The organism is Vibrio sp. YT-19(2023), assembly GCF_033337395.1.
In genome coordinates, this window is record NZ_JAWOQN010000006.1 from 1 (window position 1) to 19,704 (window position 19,704).

Annotated in this window: 16 protein-coding genes, 1 rRNA gene and 1 other annotated feature; of the genes, 8 read left to right on the top strand and 9 right to left on the bottom strand. The window is 44.4% G+C overall.

All coding sequences use genetic code 11. The features are described 5' to 3' along the window. From R7E78_RS05975 to rluD, 4 genes are all read right to left on the bottom strand, one after another. Positions 1-67: ribosomal RNA gene (locus tag R7E78_RS05975) — 16S ribosomal RNA — on the bottom strand; the annotation flags it as partial. 521 nt (positions 68-588) lie between these two features. Further along, positions 589-3,162: an ATP-dependent chaperone ClpB gene (gene clpB / locus R7E78_RS05980; RefSeq protein WP_005381873.1), complete on the bottom strand. Its 2,574-nt coding sequence runs from the start codon at positions 3,160-3,162 to the stop codon at positions 589-591. A gap of 144 nt (positions 3,163-3,306) precedes the next feature. Then, positions 3,307-4,035 carry a peptidoglycan editing factor PgeF gene (gene pgeF / locus R7E78_RS05985; RefSeq protein WP_104978810.1) on the bottom strand — a complete coding sequence of 243 codons (729 nt, stop codon included), beginning with the start codon at positions 4,033-4,035 and terminating at the stop codon, positions 3,307-3,309. A gap of 1 nt (position 4,036) precedes the next feature. Next, complete coding sequence (gene rluD / locus R7E78_RS05990; protein ID WP_005381875.1) at positions 4,037-5,014, bottom strand: 23S rRNA pseudouridine(1911/1915/1917) synthase RluD; 978 nt, start codon at positions 5,012-5,014, stop codon at positions 4,037-4,039. Between the two features lie 136 nt (positions 5,015-5,150). On the opposite strand from rluD, the gene bamD reads away from it, so the two are divergent. The 5 genes from bamD (at position 5,151) to yjjX (ending at position 10,140) form a co-directional block, all read left to right on the top strand. Further along, entirely contained in the window at positions 5,151-5,879 is a 729-nt protein-coding gene (gene bamD, locus R7E78_RS05995) for an outer membrane protein assembly factor BamD (RefSeq protein ID WP_005381876.1), read from the top strand. Positions 5,880-6,027: 148 nt separating this feature from the next. Beyond that, positions 6,028-7,509: a lytic transglycosylase F gene (locus tag R7E78_RS06000; protein WP_318057760.1), complete on the top strand. Its 1,482-nt coding sequence runs from the start codon at positions 6,028-6,030 to the stop codon at positions 7,507-7,509. A gap of 325 nt (positions 7,510-7,834) precedes the next feature. Continuing rightward, positions 7,835-8,161 (top strand): ribosome hibernation-promoting factor, HPF/YfiA family, encoded by a 327-nt coding sequence (gene hpf, locus R7E78_RS06005; RefSeq protein WP_005381889.1) that lies wholly within the window; start codon positions 7,835-7,837, stop codon positions 8,159-8,161. Between the two features lie 108 nt (positions 8,162-8,269). Next, positions 8,270-8,391, top strand: a sequence feature (Phe leader region). A gap of 12 nt (positions 8,392-8,403) precedes the next feature. Then, a complete protein-coding gene (gene pheA / locus R7E78_RS06010; RefSeq protein WP_017636154.1) occupies positions 8,404-9,582 on the top strand; it encodes a prephenate dehydratase in 1,179 nt (392 codons plus the stop codon). 24 nt (positions 9,583-9,606) lie between these two features. Continuing rightward, positions 9,607-10,140 (top strand): inosine/xanthosine triphosphatase, encoded by a 534-nt coding sequence (gene yjjX / locus R7E78_RS06015; protein ID WP_025768441.1) that lies wholly within the window; start codon positions 9,607-9,609, stop codon positions 10,138-10,140. A 110-nt stretch (positions 10,141-10,250) separates the two neighbouring features. Here yjjX and trpR read toward each other — a convergent pair whose 3' ends face one another. Together trpR and sltY are read right to left on the bottom strand one after the other, a co-directional pair. Continuing rightward, positions 10,251-10,559 carry a trp operon repressor gene (trpR, locus tag R7E78_RS06020; protein WP_318057761.1) on the bottom strand — a complete coding sequence of 103 codons (309 nt, stop codon included), beginning with the start codon at positions 10,557-10,559 and terminating at the stop codon, positions 10,251-10,253. A gap of 13 nt (positions 10,560-10,572) precedes the next feature. Then, positions 10,573-12,519, bottom strand: a complete 1,947-nt coding sequence (sltY, locus tag R7E78_RS06025) for a murein transglycosylase (protein WP_395219516.1) — start codon at positions 12,517-12,519, stop codon at positions 10,573-10,575. A gap of 364 nt (positions 12,520-12,883) precedes the next feature. Between sltY and ettA the strand changes: the two genes are divergently transcribed. The 3 genes from ettA to R7E78_RS06040 all read left to right on the top strand — a co-directional run bounded on the left by ettA (position 12,884) and on the right by R7E78_RS06040 (position 16,182). Then, positions 12,884-14,551 (top strand): energy-dependent translational throttle protein EttA, encoded by a 1,668-nt coding sequence (gene ettA / locus R7E78_RS06030; protein ID WP_005381894.1) that lies wholly within the window; start codon positions 12,884-12,886, stop codon positions 14,549-14,551. 230 nt (positions 14,552-14,781) lie between these two features. After that, positions 14,782-15,141, top strand: coding sequence for a PilZ domain-containing protein (locus R7E78_RS06035; protein ID WP_031781006.1), 360 nt, complete (start codon positions 14,782-14,784; stop codon positions 15,139-15,141). Between the two features lie 39 nt (positions 15,142-15,180). Then, entirely contained in the window at positions 15,181-16,182 is a 1,002-nt protein-coding gene (locus R7E78_RS06040) for a M23 family metallopeptidase (RefSeq protein WP_005381900.1), read from the top strand. Between the two features lie 77 nt (positions 16,183-16,259). Here the strand turns inward: R7E78_RS06040 and tyrA are convergent, their stop codons facing one another. The 3 genes from tyrA to nagZ all read right to left on the bottom strand — a co-directional run bounded on the left by tyrA (position 16,260) and on the right by nagZ (position 19,676). After that, positions 16,260-17,387 (bottom strand): bifunctional chorismate mutase/prephenate dehydrogenase, encoded by a 1,128-nt coding sequence (gene tyrA, locus R7E78_RS06045; protein WP_005381901.1) that lies wholly within the window; start codon positions 17,385-17,387, stop codon positions 16,260-16,262. A gap of 21 nt (positions 17,388-17,408) precedes the next feature. After that, positions 17,409-18,485: a 3-deoxy-7-phosphoheptulonate synthase gene (locus tag R7E78_RS06050; protein WP_005381904.1), complete on the bottom strand. Its 1,077-nt coding sequence runs from the start codon at positions 18,483-18,485 to the stop codon at positions 17,409-17,411. A gap of 207 nt (positions 18,486-18,692) precedes the next feature. Next, the gene (nagZ, locus tag R7E78_RS06055; protein WP_005381905.1) at positions 18,693-19,676 is read right to left on the bottom strand and encodes a beta-N-acetylhexosaminidase; all 984 of its coding nucleotides are present in this window, start codon (positions 19,674-19,676) and stop codon (positions 18,693-18,695) included. Positions 19,677-19,704 lie beyond the last annotated feature (28 nt).

The window sequence follows — 19,704 nt, forward strand, 5'->3', positions numbered from 1 at the left end:
GCTCGACTTGCATGTGTTAGGCCTGCCGCCAGCGTTCAATCTGAGCCATGATCAAACTCTTCAATTTAAGATTTTGTCGGCTCAATGAATACTGAACATTCCTTTCGCTAATAAATAGCAGAAGTAATGTTTGAATTGACTGTGCTGAATCTTTCGATTCAATGGTCACTTCGTTTCATTGAAACCTAATTTGATACCGAAGTATCTAATTGGATTATCATCAACGAGTGCCCACACAGATTGATAGGTCTATATTTTTAAAGAGCACACTTCGAAGTTCTCTTCAAAGTGGACGGCTATTTTAGCTAGATAACTTATCGTGTCAAACACTTTTTTAAGTTATTTATCTGCGAGTTAATTTTAACTCACTAACCGTAGTTGTTTAGGTTCCGCTTCACTTGCTTTCCCGTGACAACGGAGGCGCATTATAGGGAGTTCATTAAAGAACACAAGTGCATTTTTTAAAAAAACTCACCTTTTTAGTTTATTCGTATAGAAAACAGACAAAAGACTCTAAAAAACTATAGAAAAGGGGCCAAACGGCCCCTTTAGTGTGATTTTTATCTCAATTTTACTGTATCCATACAATTATTGATGAGCACAAATTTGGTCATTAGTAACAATTAGCTGCACTGTCTTGTCTGGAACGATTTCACCAGAAAGAATTGATTTGGCTAACGGGTTCTCGACATTCTGCTGAATTGCACGTTTTAAAGGACGCGCACCATACACAGGATCGAAACCAACTTGAGCAATCAAATCGAGCGCTTTGTCGGAAACTTCTAGTTGATAGCCTTTCTCCTCTAGTCGTTTCGCCAAACGTTCCAATTGAATAGAAGCAATGGACTTAATGTGTTCTTGACCAAGTGGATGGAACACCACGATTTCGTCAACACGGTTCAAGAACTCTGGGCGGAAGTGTTTGCTAACCACATCCATCACTTCACTCTTGATACCTTGATAGTCTAATGTTGCGAAATTCTCTTGGATACGAGATGAACCCAAGTTAGATGTCATGATCACAACCGTATTACGGAAGTCAACAGTACGACCTTGACCATCCGTTAAACGCCCATCATCGAGAACTTGCAGCAGAATGTTAAATACATCCGGATGCGCTTTCTCTACTTCGTCTAACAAAATTACCGAATACGGCTTGCGACGAACCGCTTCAGTTAAGTAACCACCCTCTTCATACCCGACATAGCCTGGAGGTGCACCAACCAACCTTGCCACTGAGTGTTTCTCCATGAACTCAGACATATCGATACGGACCATCGCATCTTCACTGTCGAACATAAAGCTCGCAAGTGTCTTACAAAGCTCTGTTTTACCCACACCAGTTGGACCTAAGAATAAGAAGGAGCCAATTGGTCGGTTTGGATCAGAAAGCCCAGCTCGACTACGACGAATGGCATTCGATACAACAGAGACCGCTTCGCTTTGACCTACCACACGATTATGCAGCACGTCTTCCATGCGAAGTAGTTTCTCTTTTTCCGCTTCTAGCATCTTGGATACCGGAATACCGGTTTGCTTAGAAAGTACTTCTGCAATCTCGTTGTCGGTTACTTTATTACGCAATAGCGTCATTTCCTGCATTTCAGCTTGGGTTGCAAGATCTAACTGCTTCTCAAGTTCAGGAATACGACCATATTGAAGCTCCGACATGCGGTTTAGATCACCAGCTCGGCGAGCAAACTCCATGTCCATACGAGCTTGTTCAAGCTCAGACTTAATATGTTGAGTACCAGAAAGAGCTGCTTTTTCTGTATTCCAAACCTCTTCTAGTTCAGCGTACTCACGTTCTTTTTCATTGAGTTCTTCATTAAGCGCTTTCAAACGCTTTTCACTCGCTTCATCGTGCTCGTTACTTAGTGCTTGCTGCTCAATTTTGAGTTGGATGATTTTACGCTCAAGCTTATCCAAGGACTCCGGCTTAGAGTCAATTTGTAAACGAATGCTTGAAGCCGCTTCGTCGATTAAGTCGATCGCTTTATCCGGCAACTGACGGTCGGAGACATAGCGATGTGACAAACTCGCCGCAGCAACAATCGCTGGGTCGGTAATTTCGACGTGATGATGAAGCTCATAACGCTCCTTCAAGCCACGTAAAATCGCAACGGTATCCTCAACGGTCGGCTCATCCACCAGCACTTTTTGGAAACGACGTTCTAATGCTGCATCTTTTTCGATGTACTGACGATATTCATCCAATGTTGTTGCGCCAACACAGTGCAGCTCACCACGAGCTAATGCCGGTTTTAGCATGTTGCCCGCATCCATTGAGCCTTCACCTTTACCAGCACCGACCATAGTGTGTAGTTCATCAATGAAGAGGATGACATTGCCTTCTTCTTTAGCAAGTTCATTCAATACTGATTTTAAACGCTCTTCAAATTCCCCACGGTATTTCGCGCCAGCAACCAGTGCGCCCATATCCAGTGATAGCACACGGCGACCACGCAGACCTTCAGGTACTTCATTGTTAACTATGCGCTGCGCTAAGCCTTCAACAATTGCTGTCTTACCTACGCCTGGTTCACCGATAATCACAGGGTTGTTTTTAGTACGACGCTGCAATACCTGGATAGTACGACGGATTTCATCATCACGGCCGATAACCGGATCCAATTTACCTTGCTCTGCACGTTCGGTAAGGTCTATGGTGAACTTTTCCAATGCTTGACGAAGCTCTTCTGCATTCGGATCATTGACCTTTTGACCACCTCTGATCTTTTCGATTGCCTGGCTGACTTTTTGCTCTGTTAAGCCGATCTCTTTGAGCAATTGCCCCAATGGTCCGCGATCTTCTAAAGCGGCAAGCAGGAAGACTTCAGACGAGATATAGGAGTCTTGACGCTTTTGCGCCACTTTGTCACACAGGTTAAACAATGTGCCCATCGAGCTAGAGAGCTGAACATCCCCACCGATGCCACTGACTTTTGGTAATCGATCTAACATTTCACTCAATTTAGAGCGTAAATGCGTTACGTCCACATCCAGCATAGTAAGCAATGGACGAATTGGACTGCCATTTTGATCAAGCAAAGCCACCATGAGGTGAACTGGCTCGATATATTGATGATCGCGCCCTAACGCTAGTGATTGAGCATCAGAGATAGCGATTTGAAACTTACTTGTGAATCGATCAAGACGCATATCTACCTTCCTAACCTCAACTAAAGGAAATTCTTTTGACAGTTAGAAAGATGGATACTCGGGTGGGGAATTTCAAGGGAGTGAATGAATAAAGATAGCTTTGCAAAAATAGTAGTATGCATCTTAGCACTTTGGTGCTTATAGCTAGTCTTCGATCCAAATAAAGGTTGCTTGTCGACCAGTCTTACCATCACGGCGATAAGAGTAAAAAGAGGCTTTATCTTGGTAAGTACAAAGTCCAGAATCAAACACTTGTGTCACACCAGTCCGGTTTAGACGTTGCGTTGCCAGCACCGACATGTCAGCAAACCATTTACCGTCGATATCGCGTGGAGCAAATGCTTGATTCGCCTGTGAATCAAAATCAACAAAAGCTTGCAGAACATCTTCACCCACTTCGAAGGCTTGAGGGCCAATGGCGGGGCCAAGCCACGCTATCACTTCACCAGAAAACAACGCTAACGCATTTTCGACAATGCCATTTGCTAAGCCGCGCCAACCTGCGTGAACAGCGGCTACTTGCGTACCTTGTGTATTAGTCAATAATACAGGTAAACAATCGGCGGTCATCGCTGAACAAACAACATGGCTTGAAGAAGTAAATACACCATCCGCATCAAGCACCTGTGTTGTTGGTTCATTTGCTTGAGCCACAACGGTTGAATGCGTTTGGTTTAACCAGATTGGCGCATTTGGCATGCTTGCCTGTTGCGCCAACCAAGCTCGGTTCTTCTCTACTAAAGACAAATCATCCCCAACGTGAGTACCTAAATTTAGCCCTTGGTAAGGGCCTGTCGAAAATCCGCCTATGCGTGTTGAGGCGAAAGCTTTGACATTTTTAGGCGCTGGCCAGTTCGGAATGATCGTCTTCATATTAGAATTCTTCCGGTAAGCCGTGCTCTTCTGTATCTTGACGAAGCGCTTCAGTCATCACAACCATGTCATCAGGCACTGGAGCATGAAACTCAAGAACTTCGCCCGTAATTGGGTGCTCAAAGCGCAGCATTACTGCGTGCAATGCTTGGCGATCGAAGCCCCGGATCATTGCCGTTAGCTCTTCAGACGCACCTGTCGGGATGCGAGCACGTCCACCATATGCAATATCACCGAGCAGCGGATGCTGAAGATAAGACATGTGCACACGAATCTGGTGCGTACGACCCGTTTCTAGACGCAAACGAATACGCGTGTGTTCGCGGAAGCGTTCAGCAACACGGTAGTGCGTTACTGCTGGTTTGCCCATTGGTGCCACCGCCATAAGCGTGCGCTTAGTAGAGTGACGACCAATAGGTTGATCCACTTTACCGCCCGCAGTCATACGACCAATAGCGATCGCTTCGTACTCACGAGTAATATTACGTTTTTGCAGTGCGCGAACCAGACGAGTTTGTGCAGGAACGGTTTTCGCCACCACCATCAAACCCGTGGTGTCTTTATCCAAACGGTGCACGATACCTGCACGAGGTACTTCTGCAATATCAGGGTAATGATGCAACAACGCATTAAGCACAGTGCCATCAGGCGTACCAGCGCCCGGATGAACCACAAAGTCACGAGGTTTGTTGATAACGATAATATCTTCATCTTCATAGACGATATCTAGCGGGATATCTTGCGCTTCCCAGCGTTCTTCATCTTCTAACTCGGCTTGCAATGTAATTTCCTCGCCACCCATTACTTTGGTACGAGGTTTAGTGACAACTTCACCATCAACTTGAACTTTCCCATCAAGCAGCCACTCTTTTAGGCGCGAGCGAGAGAAGTCCGCGAATAATTCGGCGATAGCTTGGTCTAAACGTTGACCTAACTGGCTATCTTTTACGGTATTTGTTAATACAATCTGCTGAGCCATATCGAACTTTTTTAAAAACTGTGAGACTAATGCTCACGACTGTGAAAAAATAGACTATTACGTCATTGTATCTGTTACTGGAAAGAAAGTAACGACAGCTTAAGAAATATTTAGATTCAAGGAACAGACTCCTGATATGAAACGTCAGACTTTAACAGGCCTTTTAGCGGTATCCCTTCTGTTTGGATGTGCAAGCAAAGAAGAAATCGTTCCTGATGTGCCGCCTTCGGAACTGTATGCAGACGCACAGATTTCTCTTCAAAGTGGTAATTGGCTTTCTGCAATTGAGAAACTGGAAGCATTAGACTCACGTTACCCATTCGGTGCCTACTCAGAACAGGTGCAGCTTGACCTAATCTATGCGTACTACAAAAACGACGACCTTGCTTTGGGCTTGGCAACCATTTCTCGCTTTATGCGTTTAAACCCAACCCATGAAAAGATGGATTGGGTGCTGTACATGCGAGGTCTAAGCCACATGGCGCAAGATCGTAACTTTATGCATGATTTATTCAGCGTAGATCGAAGCGATCGCGATCCTGAACCGGTAAAAAAAGCGTTTGATGACTTCAAAAAACTGCTTCAACGCTACCCGAATAGCCCATATGCAGAAGATTCACAAAAACGTATGGTCGCGCTGAAAAACCGTCTAGCGAACTATGATTTAGCGACTGCTGACTTCTACCTTCGCCGTGAAGCTTGGGTCGCTGCTATTAATCGTAGCCAAGAGCTACAAAAAGCGTATCCAGACACAGAAGCTGCACGTAAGTCACTGACTATCCAGTTAGAGGCCTACAAGCAACTTGGTTTGGAAGACGCCGTAGCAAGAACTGAAAAGCTTATCGAGCTCAACCCTGTGAAGTAATTGAACTTGCTTTAAACTGAACCGCCACCGTTTTTACCGTGGCGGTTTTTTATTACTCTCAATAGTGTATTCAGCCCTTTCTTGATGATCTTCCTAGCTCCACATATGCTTAAAGTTCTCCTCCCCCCTTTATAAAAAGGATGTGAACGTGACGATATCTAAGCTTTGCGCAGTTATGCTGCTCCTATTGTCTGCTTCCGTTTGCGCACTGCAAATCTCGCCGCTCAAACAGCCTCCTTATACCGGAGACCTCGATGTCATCAAGGAGAAGAATGTACTGCGCGTCTTAGTTTCTGCTGATTTAGGCTTTTACTACATTGAGGGCGGCACACCAAAAGGCATAGGCGCGGAATTGCTGGCGCATTTCGAAAAAGACCTTCGTAAACTCAAACCAAAGCTTAACGTACAAATTATTCCTGTTGCCCGCGACCAGCTACTGCCAGCCTTAGAAAACGGTTCAGGTGACTTAGTTGTCGCCAACCTGACTATTACCGACACGCGCAAACAGAAAGTGGAGTTCAGTTCACCCATCCTCACTGGTATTCAAGAGTGGGTAGTGACAAACAAAAGCACACCAACGATGACGAAAATCGAACAACTGAGCGGCAAAGAGATTTGGGTGCGCGCCAGTTCTAGCTACTTTGAAAGCATTCAGACACTAAATAAGAAACTAAACAAAAAAGGCTTACCGCCTGTTATCGTGCACTTTATTGAAGAAACACTTCAAGATTATGAGCTGGTCGGAATGCTCAACAATGGTTACGTCAAAGCCATTGTTCTCGATAGCCATAAAGCCAAGCTTTGGCTGAAAGTGATGGATGATATTCGGGTTCACAAAAAAATCCCTATCCGCAAAAATGGCAAAATTGCTTGGGCAATGCGAGAAAATAGTCCCAAATTAAAAGCCGTCGTGAATAAGTTCATCCAGAAGTCTCGCTCTGGGACACTACTCGGTAACGTTATTTACGGTAAATACATCGATAATACGGGATGGTTGAACAGAGCTCTTAACCCTAAGAAAATTGCTCAACTAGAAAAACTCACGGCGCTATTTTCACGCTATGGTGAGAAATACGATATCGACTATTTACTGATCGCTGCAATCGCTTACAAGGAATCAGGATTTAATAACGACCTAGTTGGAAGTCGAGGTGCCGTTGGCATAATGCAAGTCCTACCTAGCACTGCTCAAGATCCGAATATCAATATCAAAAATGTTCGACAATTAGAAAACAACATTCATGCTGGAGTGAAATACTTAGCTTTTTTGCGTAAGCAGTACTTCAGTGATCCTGATATTACTGCACAAAATAAACTCTACTTTACATTGGCGGCTTACAATGCGGGCCCCGGCAATGTAGAGCGTATTCGTAAGCGTGCAGCCCAACAAGGTTACGATCCTAATGTTTGGTTTAATAACGTGGAAATCGTTATGCGGAAAAGTTTAAGCTCAACGGTTGGGTACGTCACAAGCATTAATCGCTACTACATAATATACAAACAACTAGAAAGCTTGGACCAAGTCAAAAGTCTAGAAAGGGTTTCACTAGCCCCAAAAGACCCCATTTTCATGATACCGCTACGAAAAGTCAGCCAAATGCCAGACAGTAAAAAGCCGCTTGTACAGTAAGCGGCTTTTTAAATGGATTCATTGGAAAGACTCAGTGATCGTCATCACACGTTACGTGCAGTTAAATTTTAACCACCTCAAATATTAGGCCGTAAAACTTCCCTAAAAACGAGGCCGTTTTCAGCTGAGTACTCTATCCAATCTACGGATTTACTAACCGATAACAAGCAATTTCACGATAAATCTCAGAAGTTCTTGAGTGAGATCACATTCATTTTTCATCATAAAAAACCCGAGCAAAATAATGATCTGAATCACATTTTTTTATGCTTAAAGCGGTAATCTGAACTCAACCCATGAGGGATGCAACAGAGGAAAAACACTTATGACAATGAATATCACTGGCAAAAACATCGAAATCACCTCTGCAATCCGAGCTCATATTGAGAGCAAATTTAAAAAACTGGAGAAATGGCAAGTAGACCTAATTGGTTGCCAAGCAACTTTCAGTGAGGAACCAAACAAACAGAAGAAATTCGAAGCGGTTATCAAAGTTCCTAAAGGCCAGCTCATTGCCTCAGCAACTCACGAAGATCTTTACGCAGCTATCAACGAAGTGGAGCAAAAACTAGAACGACAATTGAACAAGCTGACCCACAAACCTGAAGCTCGACGTGCAAGTAAGCCTGAGCTAGTGGAAGAAGAAGAGTAAACTGAACAGATTGAGGAAATAGCGCCGAAAGGCGCTATTTTTTTGCTTGACGCTCTCCCCAGCCTTGCTTATTGTGTTTAAACACTCATAAATTAAGCACTATTTATGCATTTAACCTCACTGTTTATTTTTGACTTCTTTTTCCTCCCATAGTTGGAGGGGCGAACTCGTTTGTGAAAGAAAAGTCAAAAACAAACAGAAAGCCTCCCAAATCGGGAGGCTTTTTTATAAGGAAAGAATTGATGACTGACCAACCTATTTCCCTCGAAGAAATTCGTTTACGCTTGAATGAGTTGGATGACCAACTTCTCAGCTTATTGTCTGAGCGCCGTAAACTCAGCATTGAAGTAGCCAAAAGCAAAGTACAAACCTCAAAGCCTGTTCGCGACGCCGTCCGTGAACAGCAATTATTGGTCAAGCTGATTTCTAATGGCCAAGATAAATACGAACTTGACGCGCAGTACATCACCAAACTTTTCCATACCATCATTGAAGACTCAGTTCTGCTTCAACAAAGTTATCTGCAAAATCTCGTTAACCCACAGCAAAGCCGTAAGCCACTTGCTCGCGTCGCTTTTTTAGGAGCCAAAGGCTCTTATTCGCACTTGGCAAGTCGCGAATACTTCAGTCGTAAAAATACGGAGCTTATCGAGCTCAACTGCGAGCACTTTAAAGAAGTGACTCAAACGGTTGAATCTGGCCATGCTGATTATGGCGTTCTGCCAATCGAAAACACCAGCTCAGGCTCTATTAATGAAGTGTATGACTTACTACAACACACGACGCTTTACATCGTTGGAGAGCTAACTCAACCAATCGAACACTGCTTGGTTGCGAAAAAAGACATTCGTCTGGAAGATATTAAAACGCTGTATTCTCACCCTCAGCCACACCAACAGTGCAGTGAGTTTTTAAGCCGTATGAAAGGGGTAAAGCTGGAGTCCTGCGCGAGCACAGCAGATGCAATGCAGAAAGTCCAAGAGATGGATCGTGATGATGTAGCTGCAATTGGTAATGCATCAAGCGGTAAGCTATATGGCTTGCAAGCAATTCAAGGCAACATCGCAAACCAAACCGAAAATCATACTCGCTTTATCGTGGTTGCTCGTAAACCGGTTGAAGTTTCTACTCAGATTCCAGCAAAAACCACATTGATCATGTCGACCTCCCAAGAGGCAGGCTCATTGGTTGAAACACTATTAGTGCTGCAACGTTACGGCATCAATATGACCAAGCTAGAATCACGCCCAATTATGGGGAACCCGTGGGAGGAGATGTTCTACGTAGACTTGACATCACATCTTGCTTCGACAGAAATGCAACAGGCACTTGAAGAGCTAACAAAAATCACTAAGCACTTGAAAGTATTAGGCTGTTACCCGAGTGAGAACGTAAAGCCTACGCAAGTAAAATTGAGTTAATAGACACCAGTGAGTAAAAAGATCATGGCAACCCAAAAAGTCGTAATCGCATCGCTAAACCCAGCCAAAATTAATGCAGTTCAAAGTGCATTTCGTAATGCATTTCCGCATCAAGAGTTCAACTTCGTTGGCATCAGTGTACCGAGTGAGGTCGCAGATCAGCCCATGACGAATGAAGAAACTCATCGTGGTGCGCTAAACCGCGTTAAAAACGCAAAAGTAGAGATGCCAAACGCGGATTACTATGTCGGTCTCGAAGCGGGAATTGAAGCAAACGTGACGTTTGCTTGGATGGTGGTTGAGTCAGAGACTCACCGCGGTGAATCTCGTTCTGCAAGCTTAATGTTGCCGCCAAAAGTCTTGGAAAAACTCAAGGATGCGAATGAGTTGGGAGATGTAATGGACAAAGTGTTTGGTACTGATAACATCAAACAGAAAGGTGGCGCTATTAGCCTACTAACCCAAAACCAGCTAACTCGAAGCTCGGTCTATCACCAAGCCTTGATTCTGGCTTTGATTCCATTCACAAACCCTGAGCACTTTCCTTCAAATTTATAACACTCAGCCTATTCTCTAGATACGCAAAAGGGCGGATATTTCCGCCCTTTGTAATACGTTATCTTAGTCAATTGTAACACCAAGGCCTAAAAGCAAATTGGATATACTGTCTACTTAGATACCGCAACTTGTTCTAACAAGACTTTCAACTTGTCTTTTTCTTCATCAGATTTCGACTTTAGTTCGTTAGAACCACGAGTAATGGTGGCAATGCCCACACCAAGCATCTGACTGATCTGACGTTGAGATAATTCTCCTTTAAGAAGTTCGTTAATTATATTAACGCGTGATATTAATGACTCTCTCTCATCACGTGACATCAGCATTGTTAACAGCATGTCATCTTGCTGGGTGCCCATACTTGTTCGAATTAGCTCAATAATCTGTTGCCAGTTTTTGTACTCGGGTTCGTGCGACATCAAGTTACCTCACTCAATACTTGGTATTGATCTCATGTTGATTCAAGAACGCGCCATCGATACCCAAAAGATCACGATAGTATGTTTCAAACATCAAGATGTTTTGTACATAACCGCGCGTCTCTTTAAATGGAATTGCCTCAATAAAGGCATAAGCATCCACTTTTCCTTGGGTACGCTCTCGCCACGTTTTTACTCTGTTAGGACCTGCATTATAAGCAGCAAGAGCAAAAATACGATTATTATCGTAATCCTCTAATAAACCTTGCAAATAATGGCTACCAATTTCGATATTTTTTCCTACATTGTAGAGATCCTGCGTACCTTGATAACTCAACTTATATTTACGTGCCGTGTACTTCGCCGTCGCAGGCATGATCTGCATAAGACCACGAGCGCCAACTGGAGAGCGGGCTTCAACATCTAACGCACTTTCCTGTCGAGCGAGAGACATCATCGTGACGGGATCAATGTTGTGCTTTTTCGCATAAAAGTTAAACCACCAGCGGTGTGCTATTGGGAACCTAAGTTCGATATTATCCCACATCTGCGCTTGAATACTCGCGGTCACCGTTAGGTGATGCCAACGTTTAAATGATGCATAAGCCGCCAACATCGCCTTTTCATCTTTCCCTACGCGGCGCAGTAAGTGTGCCCATTCACTCTTCGCTGCTGCGATTTTATCCGTCGCGATCAACTCTTCGATACGAGCTAGCGAGTCTTGATAGGGTTGAACAACTTTCTTGTCCAACTTAACCGTATGCGTTGGGTATTTGATTGATTGCCCGATTGCATTGGCGGCAGCCACACTGTAGAAGTTTCGTTGCCCAAGCAGAGTTGCTAAACGCTGTTTCCCCGCGATGTCATCACCTAACGCTATTTCACTTCTTCCAAGCCAATATTGCCAGCGTAGCGTGGCTTGTTCTTCTTTATTTAGAACAGCAATCCACTCTTGTACGCCTTTCCAATCTGCATTTTGAATCGCTAAGCGGATGCGCGTTTCAATCAACGGTAAGTACTGACTGGTTTTCGTTTTATCATCGCGCCATTTAGCTAATGACTCAGACTCCGTACGAGTCAATCGAAATGCAATATAGTCGGCAAGTTCTTGCGCTTTTTCTGGAGAAAACTTCTGTCCTTTAATGACGGCATCGTACGCACCTTGTGCTTGGCTAGTGTTCATGCGAGCCAACTTTTCTAACGCATATTCACTTTGCGCTCGATTAAAATCATTCGCAGGTTTTTTCTTCGCGAATTCCCCAACACTTGAAGGATTATCAAACAACGCTTTCATTTCTTTGGCTTGTTGCTTTGCCTGCGCTGATTTAGGCAGTTTGAGCAAGTAACTCATCAAACCGCCATTACGAGCATCAAACGCCAGTAACATACGCTGTAGAATCAGTTCATCGGTACGCTCACCCGCCTTGTCCCATGCTTCAAATAATGGGTCACACTCATCAGCAATGCTGATGCCACGTAACCACATATGTTCAGCCCCTTTAAACGCCGCGACTTTCTTGCCTTGCTTTAATTGAGCTACGTAGAAAATACATTGGTAACGCTCACCACTAGGAATGACTTTTTGAAACTCAGTAATGGTTTTCCAATCTTTTTGCTTATAAAGATGATTGAGGTATGGAGCGCGAACTCGACGAGAAAATGGAAAAGACTCGTGCTCAGAAATAAACTCGTTCACCTGTTGTGGTGACTTTTCCGGTAACTGTCTAATAAAAGTGCGGTAATCCACATAAGGCGTTAGTGGATAGTCAGAAATTTTAGGACGAATCGAAAGGTATCCGTCGATGTCATTTTTATCTAATAAATCTTGAGCTTGCTCATATACTTCGCGCTGCTTTTCCAAACTCAGCGCGGCATTAGCACTCAAACTCATAGCACACAACGCGGCGGCGCAGCATACGTTTTTAGCCAATTCAGATACGTTGAATCTCATTTGTGTCATTTTCCCCAGACATATACTGCCCTAAAGCCTAGTTTTGTTAGAGTTCATGTGATGTTAAGGCAATTTTCACACATGCATCTATTTACACAGAATGCAGATGTCCATGTAAAGCAACTTAGTGTATTAAAAATTGTACTCGTCAAACTTTTAAGACGATGGAGACAAAGCGTTTCTAACTCGCATAGAAAACACTTCGTCATTCTTAACGAATAACAAAAGTGTATACCCTAACCGTGTAAGTTTCCGGTCAGCTCAAAATAAGAAATCCATTCGTTAGGGAAATTCTTGCAATGCGGTAACAAAAACAAAGCACTTGGTATAAAATGATGGGTTTGAATGACAGTTAATTTAGGAACGATCGGCAATGGCTGAATACGTATATACCATGTCGCGGGTGAGCAAAATTGTGCCACCTAAGCGTCAAATTCTTAAAGACATCTCTCTGAGCTTCTTCCCTGGTGCGAAAATCGGTGTTTTAGGTCTGAACGGTGCAGGTAAATCCACACTGCTACGTATCATGGCAGGTATCGACACGGATATCGACGGTGAAGCGCGTCCACAACCTGGTCTAAACGTAGGTTACCTACCTCAGGAACCAGTATTAGACGAATCAAAAACCGTTCGTGAAGTTGTTGAAGAAGCGGTTGCTGACGTTGCTGACGCTCTGAAACGTTTGGACGCAGTCTACGCAGCATACGCTGAACCAGATGCAGACTTCGACGCACTTGCAAAAGAGCAAGGCGAGCTAGAAGCCCTTATCCAAGCGAAAGATGGTCATAACCTAGAAAATGCGCTTGAGCGTGCGGCAAACGCACTTCGTTTACCTGAATGGGACCAAAAAATTGCGCACCTATCAGGTGGTGAACGCCGCCGTGTGGCTATTTGTCGCTTGCTACTTTCTAAGCCAGACATGCTATTGCTTGATGAACCTACCAACCACCTAGATGCAGAATCAGTGGCTTGGCTAGAGCGCTTCTTAGTGGATTACACAGGTACCGTAGTAGCCATCACCCACGACCGTTACTTCCTAGATAACGCTGCGGGCTGGATCTTAGAACTGGACCGTGGTGAAGGTATCCCATGGGAAGGCAACTACACCTCATGGCTGGAGCAAAAAGACGCTCGTCTACAACAAGAAGCCTCCCAAGAGAGTGCTCGCCAAAAGACTATCGAGAAAGAGCTTGAGTGGGTACGTAAAAACCCTAAAGGTCGTCAAGCGAAGTCAAAAGCACGTATGGCTCGCTTTGAAGAACTGCAAAGCTCTGATCACCAAAAACGTAATGAAACCAATGAACTGTTTATCCCACCTGGTGAGCGTCTAGGTGATAAGGTTATTGAAGTGAAGAACCTGACTAAGTCATTTGACGGTCGTGTTCTGATTGATGACCTGTCATTCAGCATCCCTAAAGGTGCGATTGTTGGTATCATCGGTGCGAACGGCGCAGGTAAATCGACGCTATTCAAGATGTTAAGTGGTACTGAACAACCAGACTCGGGCACAATTGAGATGGGCGATACAGTAAAACTAGCATCTGTCGATCAGTTCCGTGACAGCATGGACGATTCTAAAACCGTATTCCAAGAGATCTCTGAAGGTGCTGATATCATTAAGATCAACAACTTCGAAATCCCAGCTCGTGCATACTGTTCACGCTTTAACTTTAAAGGCAGTGACCAACAAAAGATTATTGGTGAACTATCGGGTGGTGAGCGTAACCGAGTCCACCTTGCGAAGCTTCTTAAAGCGGGCGGCAACGTGTTGCTACTCGACGAACCAACCAACGACCTTGACGTTGAAACACTGCGTGCTCTAGAAGAAGCATTACTAGAGTTCCCTGGTTGTGCAATGGTTATCTCGCACGACCGTTGGTTCCTTGACCGTATCGCGACCCACATCATTGACTACCGTGACGAAGGCCAAGTTAACTTCTACGAAGGTAACTACACAGAGTACATGGATTGGTTGAAGAAAACATTGGGTCCTGAAGCCGCAGAACCACACCGTATCAAATACAAGCGTATTGCGAAGTAATCGCAACCCACAAAGTTTGATTGTAATTTGTACAAAGGCCGCTATCATAGCGGCCTTTGTTTTCTTTGTTATAAAAAGAGCTCATTAGCCCGTCTCGTTCGTTAAGAACATGACGTTGCACTTACGTCACTCTGTAGCGACCTCGACACTTTTCAAACAACAATCGAACACTTTTTGTTCGTATTGATATACTATTCAATTCTGTTTGACGACCTGACGAGAATATTCATATGACAGAGAGACGACGCTTTTCACGTATTCTCCATCAAGCTCCAGCTAAGATAGAACAACGTGATTTGGCAATTGAAGCTAGGATTCAAGATCTTTCCTTGCATGGTTTACTCATGAAAGTGGAAGAGACTGAGGCTTTGGATCCAACCCTTCCAGTCCATGTGACTTTTTCATTTGATCAATCCGAACAAGTGATTACGTTAAAAGCGCAAATTGTGAATGTTTCTAAGTGTGAGATTAGGTTGAAGATCGCTAAGGTAGACATCGAAAGCATTAGCCAACTAAAACGATTTATAGAATTGAATGTAGGCAATAACGACCTTCTGAATCGAGAGTTAGAGCACCTCTCTGGTTTTTAGGAGAAAAATAAATGAACGCCTATTTAAGTAACAATAACTATGTCTAAAAAAATCATCATGCAGATCCCGACGAAAGACGGCGATCAGCAGTTCTATTTGGGCCGCAGTTCGGTCCTAGCAGTATTTGCTTCAGTATTGGCATTACCCGCCGTCGTTGGTGGCGCGTGGTACCTTAATCAGCAGCAGATGCACAATAAAGACGAACTAACACAAATCATCGCCAAACTGGAAAGTGAAAAGGCCGAAGTGACGGCTCTTTACGAAGAACAGCTTGATACCAATCATTCGCTTTCCCAGTCTTTGACGGACAAAAACAATCAAATTCAGCTATTGGGCAAACGGGTATTCGACGTTGAATCGGTTTTAGGTCTCGCAGACGAAGAGTTGATGATCGATGAGAACAGCATGGGGTTAGAGGAGCGAATTGACGCAGCCGCTATCGATTCTGCTGTTCGAGCGACGATGTTCCGTTTGATACCAAATGACAGTCCAGTCACATACCAACGTATTTCTTCTTCTTACGGCAGTCGTATTAATCCGATTTCAGGTAAGAGGCATGTTCATACTGGTATCGATCTGACTTGTAAAAGAGGAGAAGAGATCCTGGCACCGGCTGACGGTGTGGTGGAAACCGTTCGCCCGAGCAATCGTGGTTATGGTAACTATGTCACCATTCGTCACTCATTTGGCTTTATGAGCTCCTTTGCTCATCTACAACGCTTCAAAGTGAAAAGCGGTCAGTTTGTTAGTAAAGGCGACATCATTGCTCAATGCGGTAACTCTGGCAACTCCACAGGGCCACACTTGCACTATGAAGTACGCTTCCTCGGACGAGCACTCAACCCTCAATACTTAATGGAGTGGACGCCAGAAAACTTCAATGACGTCTTTGAAAAAGAGAAAAAAGTGAAATGGGGACCTTTGGTTCAATTGATTGATAACGTTGTACGTCTACAAGTCAATTTAACCAATTCACCCTATCGCGATACCAGTATCAACACAGTATCAAGTGAAGATACGAGTAATACTGCGACGAACTGATTTGTCCATCAACACGAAAAAGAGCAGCTTACGCTGCTCTTTTTGTTTCGGACTCTGCACGGCTAAATGACCCGTGATTAGCCGCGATGAATATTATCATTCGCCTGTTTGAGTAAGTTTTGGCTCTCATTCATAAATTGTTGAGAATAAGTACCAAACCAATCACTCACCTGCTTAAAGCTTTCGATGAATCGCGCTTTGTCTCTGCTATCCAGAATCGCTACCGCATCACCTAAACGCTGATGGAATCGCTTGATCATATCGATATTCTCTTGAGAAGAGAAAATGATATCACCGTACAAGTTCGGATCCTGACCAAACAGTCGTCCCACCATCGCCAATTCAAGGCGGTAGATTGGCGAGCTTAACTTCAACAACTGATCGATGTTCGGATTCTCTTTGCTAAGGTGCATACCGTAAGCAAACGACGTGAAGTGGCGCAGCGCCTGAATCAACGTCATGCCATGATCGTGCTCTTGTGCATCGATTTGGCACAAGCTTGCGCCCCAAATCCCAAACTGTTGCAATAGCCATTGGTAATGCTCGTGACCACGGCCATCACAGTACACAATAACCTGCTTGGCAAGGCTCGGAACATCTGGGCCAAACATTGGGTGCAAACCAACCACAGGACCTTGGTGCACATTCAACATTGCTTGCAGAGGCTTCGACTTGATAGAAGTCAGGTCACACAGAATGCAGTCTTGCGGCAAGTTCCCCAGTTTTTCGATCACCCCTTCCGTTAGATGAATCGGCACCGTGACCACGACTAAACCCGCGTTGTCTAGAATCTCATCCGCATGATCCCAGTCTTTACTGCCGAGAACTTTGACCTGGTAGCCCGACAATTTGAACATACGCCCAAACAGGCCACCCAATTGACCATTACCACCAATAATAACAACTGAGCGTAAATCAGGGTTCAAACACTTAAAACCGGAATCTTTCTCGCTGGCATAAGACTCACGCATTGTTCGACGCAGAATATCTTCAATAAGCTGTGGAGGAATTCCCATTTTTTCAGCTTCAGCGCGACGAGAAGCTAACATCGCCGCTTCGCGGTCTGGAGCATAAATTGGCAAACCATGTTCGCTTTTTACTTCCCCAACTTTCTCTACGAGCGCTAAACGCTGAGCCAATAGCTCCAACATTTGCTTGTCGACTGCATCAATCTGATCGCGTAATGCGTTAAGTTCAACTGCCATTGATGTTCCTTAAATCCTGTATTAATTAGCCTTTAGACGATTTTCTAAGAAAGGCACTAGCTCTTCATGTGCATGACGTAATAGTGCCTCAGTTGAATCCCAATTGATACATGCGTCAGTGATAGATACACCGTATTTCATCTCTTCAAGAGCTAAGTCAGAAGATTGATTTCCTTCATTGATATGGCTTTCAATCATAAGACCGATAATAGATTTATTGCCTTCACGGATTTGATGAATCACATCCTCCGCGACTAATGGCTGGCGACGGTAATCTTTACGTGAGTTGGCGTGACTGCAATCCACCATTAATGAAGCATCAAGACCAGATTTCGCCATCTCTTGCTCACACTCAGTGACTGATACCGAATCGTAGTTAGTTTGCTTGCCGCCACGTAAGATCACATGTCCATTAGCATTGCCCTGGGTGGTCAACAGTGCGACTTGTCCCTCACGGTTAATTCCCATAAAACGGTGGCTAGAGGACGCAGCTTGCATCGCGTTAATTGCGGTTGCCAAACTGCCATCGGTGCCATTCTTAAAACCGATTGGCATAGACAGGCCGCTTGCCATTTCACGGTGAGTTTGTGACTCCGTCGTACGAGCACCGATGGCTGCCCAGCTAAAAGTATCCGCCAAGTATTGTGGGCTAATTGGGTCTAGAGCCTCAGTCGCGAGCGGGATTTCCATCTCTGCCAACTCCACCAGAAGTTCGCGTCCAACATGCAGACCGTGTTCAATATCGAAACTGCCGTCTAGGTGTGGGTCATTGATCAGGCCTTTCCAGCCGACCGTGGTGCGCGGCTTCTCAAAGTAAACACGCATAACAATATACAGTTGGTCACTTAGTTGCTCAGAGAGTGCTTTAAGTCGCTTTGCGTAATCCTTCGCCGCTTCTACGTCGTGGATAGAACATGGACCGCATACAACAAGCAGGCGGTGATCCTTCTTGTGAATAATATTAGCGATAGTTTGACGAGACTCTTGAATAAAGCGACGTGCTTTTTCACTCAAAGGAAGCTTGGTTTTTAGTTCCTCCGGAGTAATAAGAACCTGTTCTTCGATAATATTAATATTGCTCAACTCACTTTTCTGCATAACTCTAACCTGTATATTTATTTTTACACCCAACCAAACCTTTGGTGAGACAACTAAGCTTTAACGACAAGATAACAGGCTAAAAAAGAAAAACAAGCGTACAGAATAAAAAACATTTAGTGTAAACCTAGATTTACAGTTAAATAAAAAGCCAAAGTATAATTAACTTTGGCTTCTCATCGCTGTTTTGAATCTTTTACAAGAGGTTTAGCTAGTCAAGCGTTTCATCGCTTCACTCGCCGCTTTCCACTCTTGAGATAGCTTAAGTTCGCTTGGAGAAAATGACTGTTTTTTCAGTAATCCATCCGCGAGTGGCACGGTTGAAACCGGTAAGTTGTCTAATACCTCAACGTGCGCTTCTCGTTTATTACACATTAACAACATATCGCAACCAGCTCTCAATGCTTGAGCACCTCGCTCGGCTGGGCTGCCCATAATCGCAGCGCCTTCCATGGTCAAGTCATCCGAAAAAACCAAACCTTTAAAACCCAATTGCTGACGCAGGACCTGTTTTAACCAGTATTCAGAACCGCTGGCTGGTTGAGCATCATAATGTGGGAAAATCACGTGAGCAGGCATCATGGCATCTAAAATACCGGCATCAATTTGCGCTTTGAAGATCGCCATATCTTGTTCAAAAATATCACTGCGCTCATCGTATGGTGTTTCTAGATGTGAGTCTGCAATCACGCCACCATGTCCAGGGAAGTGCTTGCCTGTCGTTGCCATGCCAACACTCTTCATTCCCTGCATATATGCAGTGCTATAGCGAAGAATGGTATCGGCATCTTCACCGAATGCGCGGTTACCGATCGCTTTACATTGATGGCCTTGGTCAAGTACCGGGGCAAAGCTTAAATCAATATCATGGGCAATCAGCTCTGCTGCCATTAACCAACCGCCCATACGAGCAAGCTCTTCACCATTTTGATGTTTAGCGTACTCATCAGCAGCAGGAATTAATGAGAAACCTTCACGAAAGCGCTGCACTCGGCCGCCTTCTTGATCCACACCGATCAAAAACGGGCGCTTAGCCGCCTTTCGGATGGATTGAGTAAGTGCTTGAAGCTGTTCGCTATCATGATAGTTGCGAGCAAATAGAATTAAGCCACCAACCGTAGGATGCTCCAAGATTTCTTTGTCTTCAGCGGTCAGTTCATACCCCGCAACGTCAACCCATAACGGTCCCATGTTTTCTCCTCAAAATCGGCTGAATATC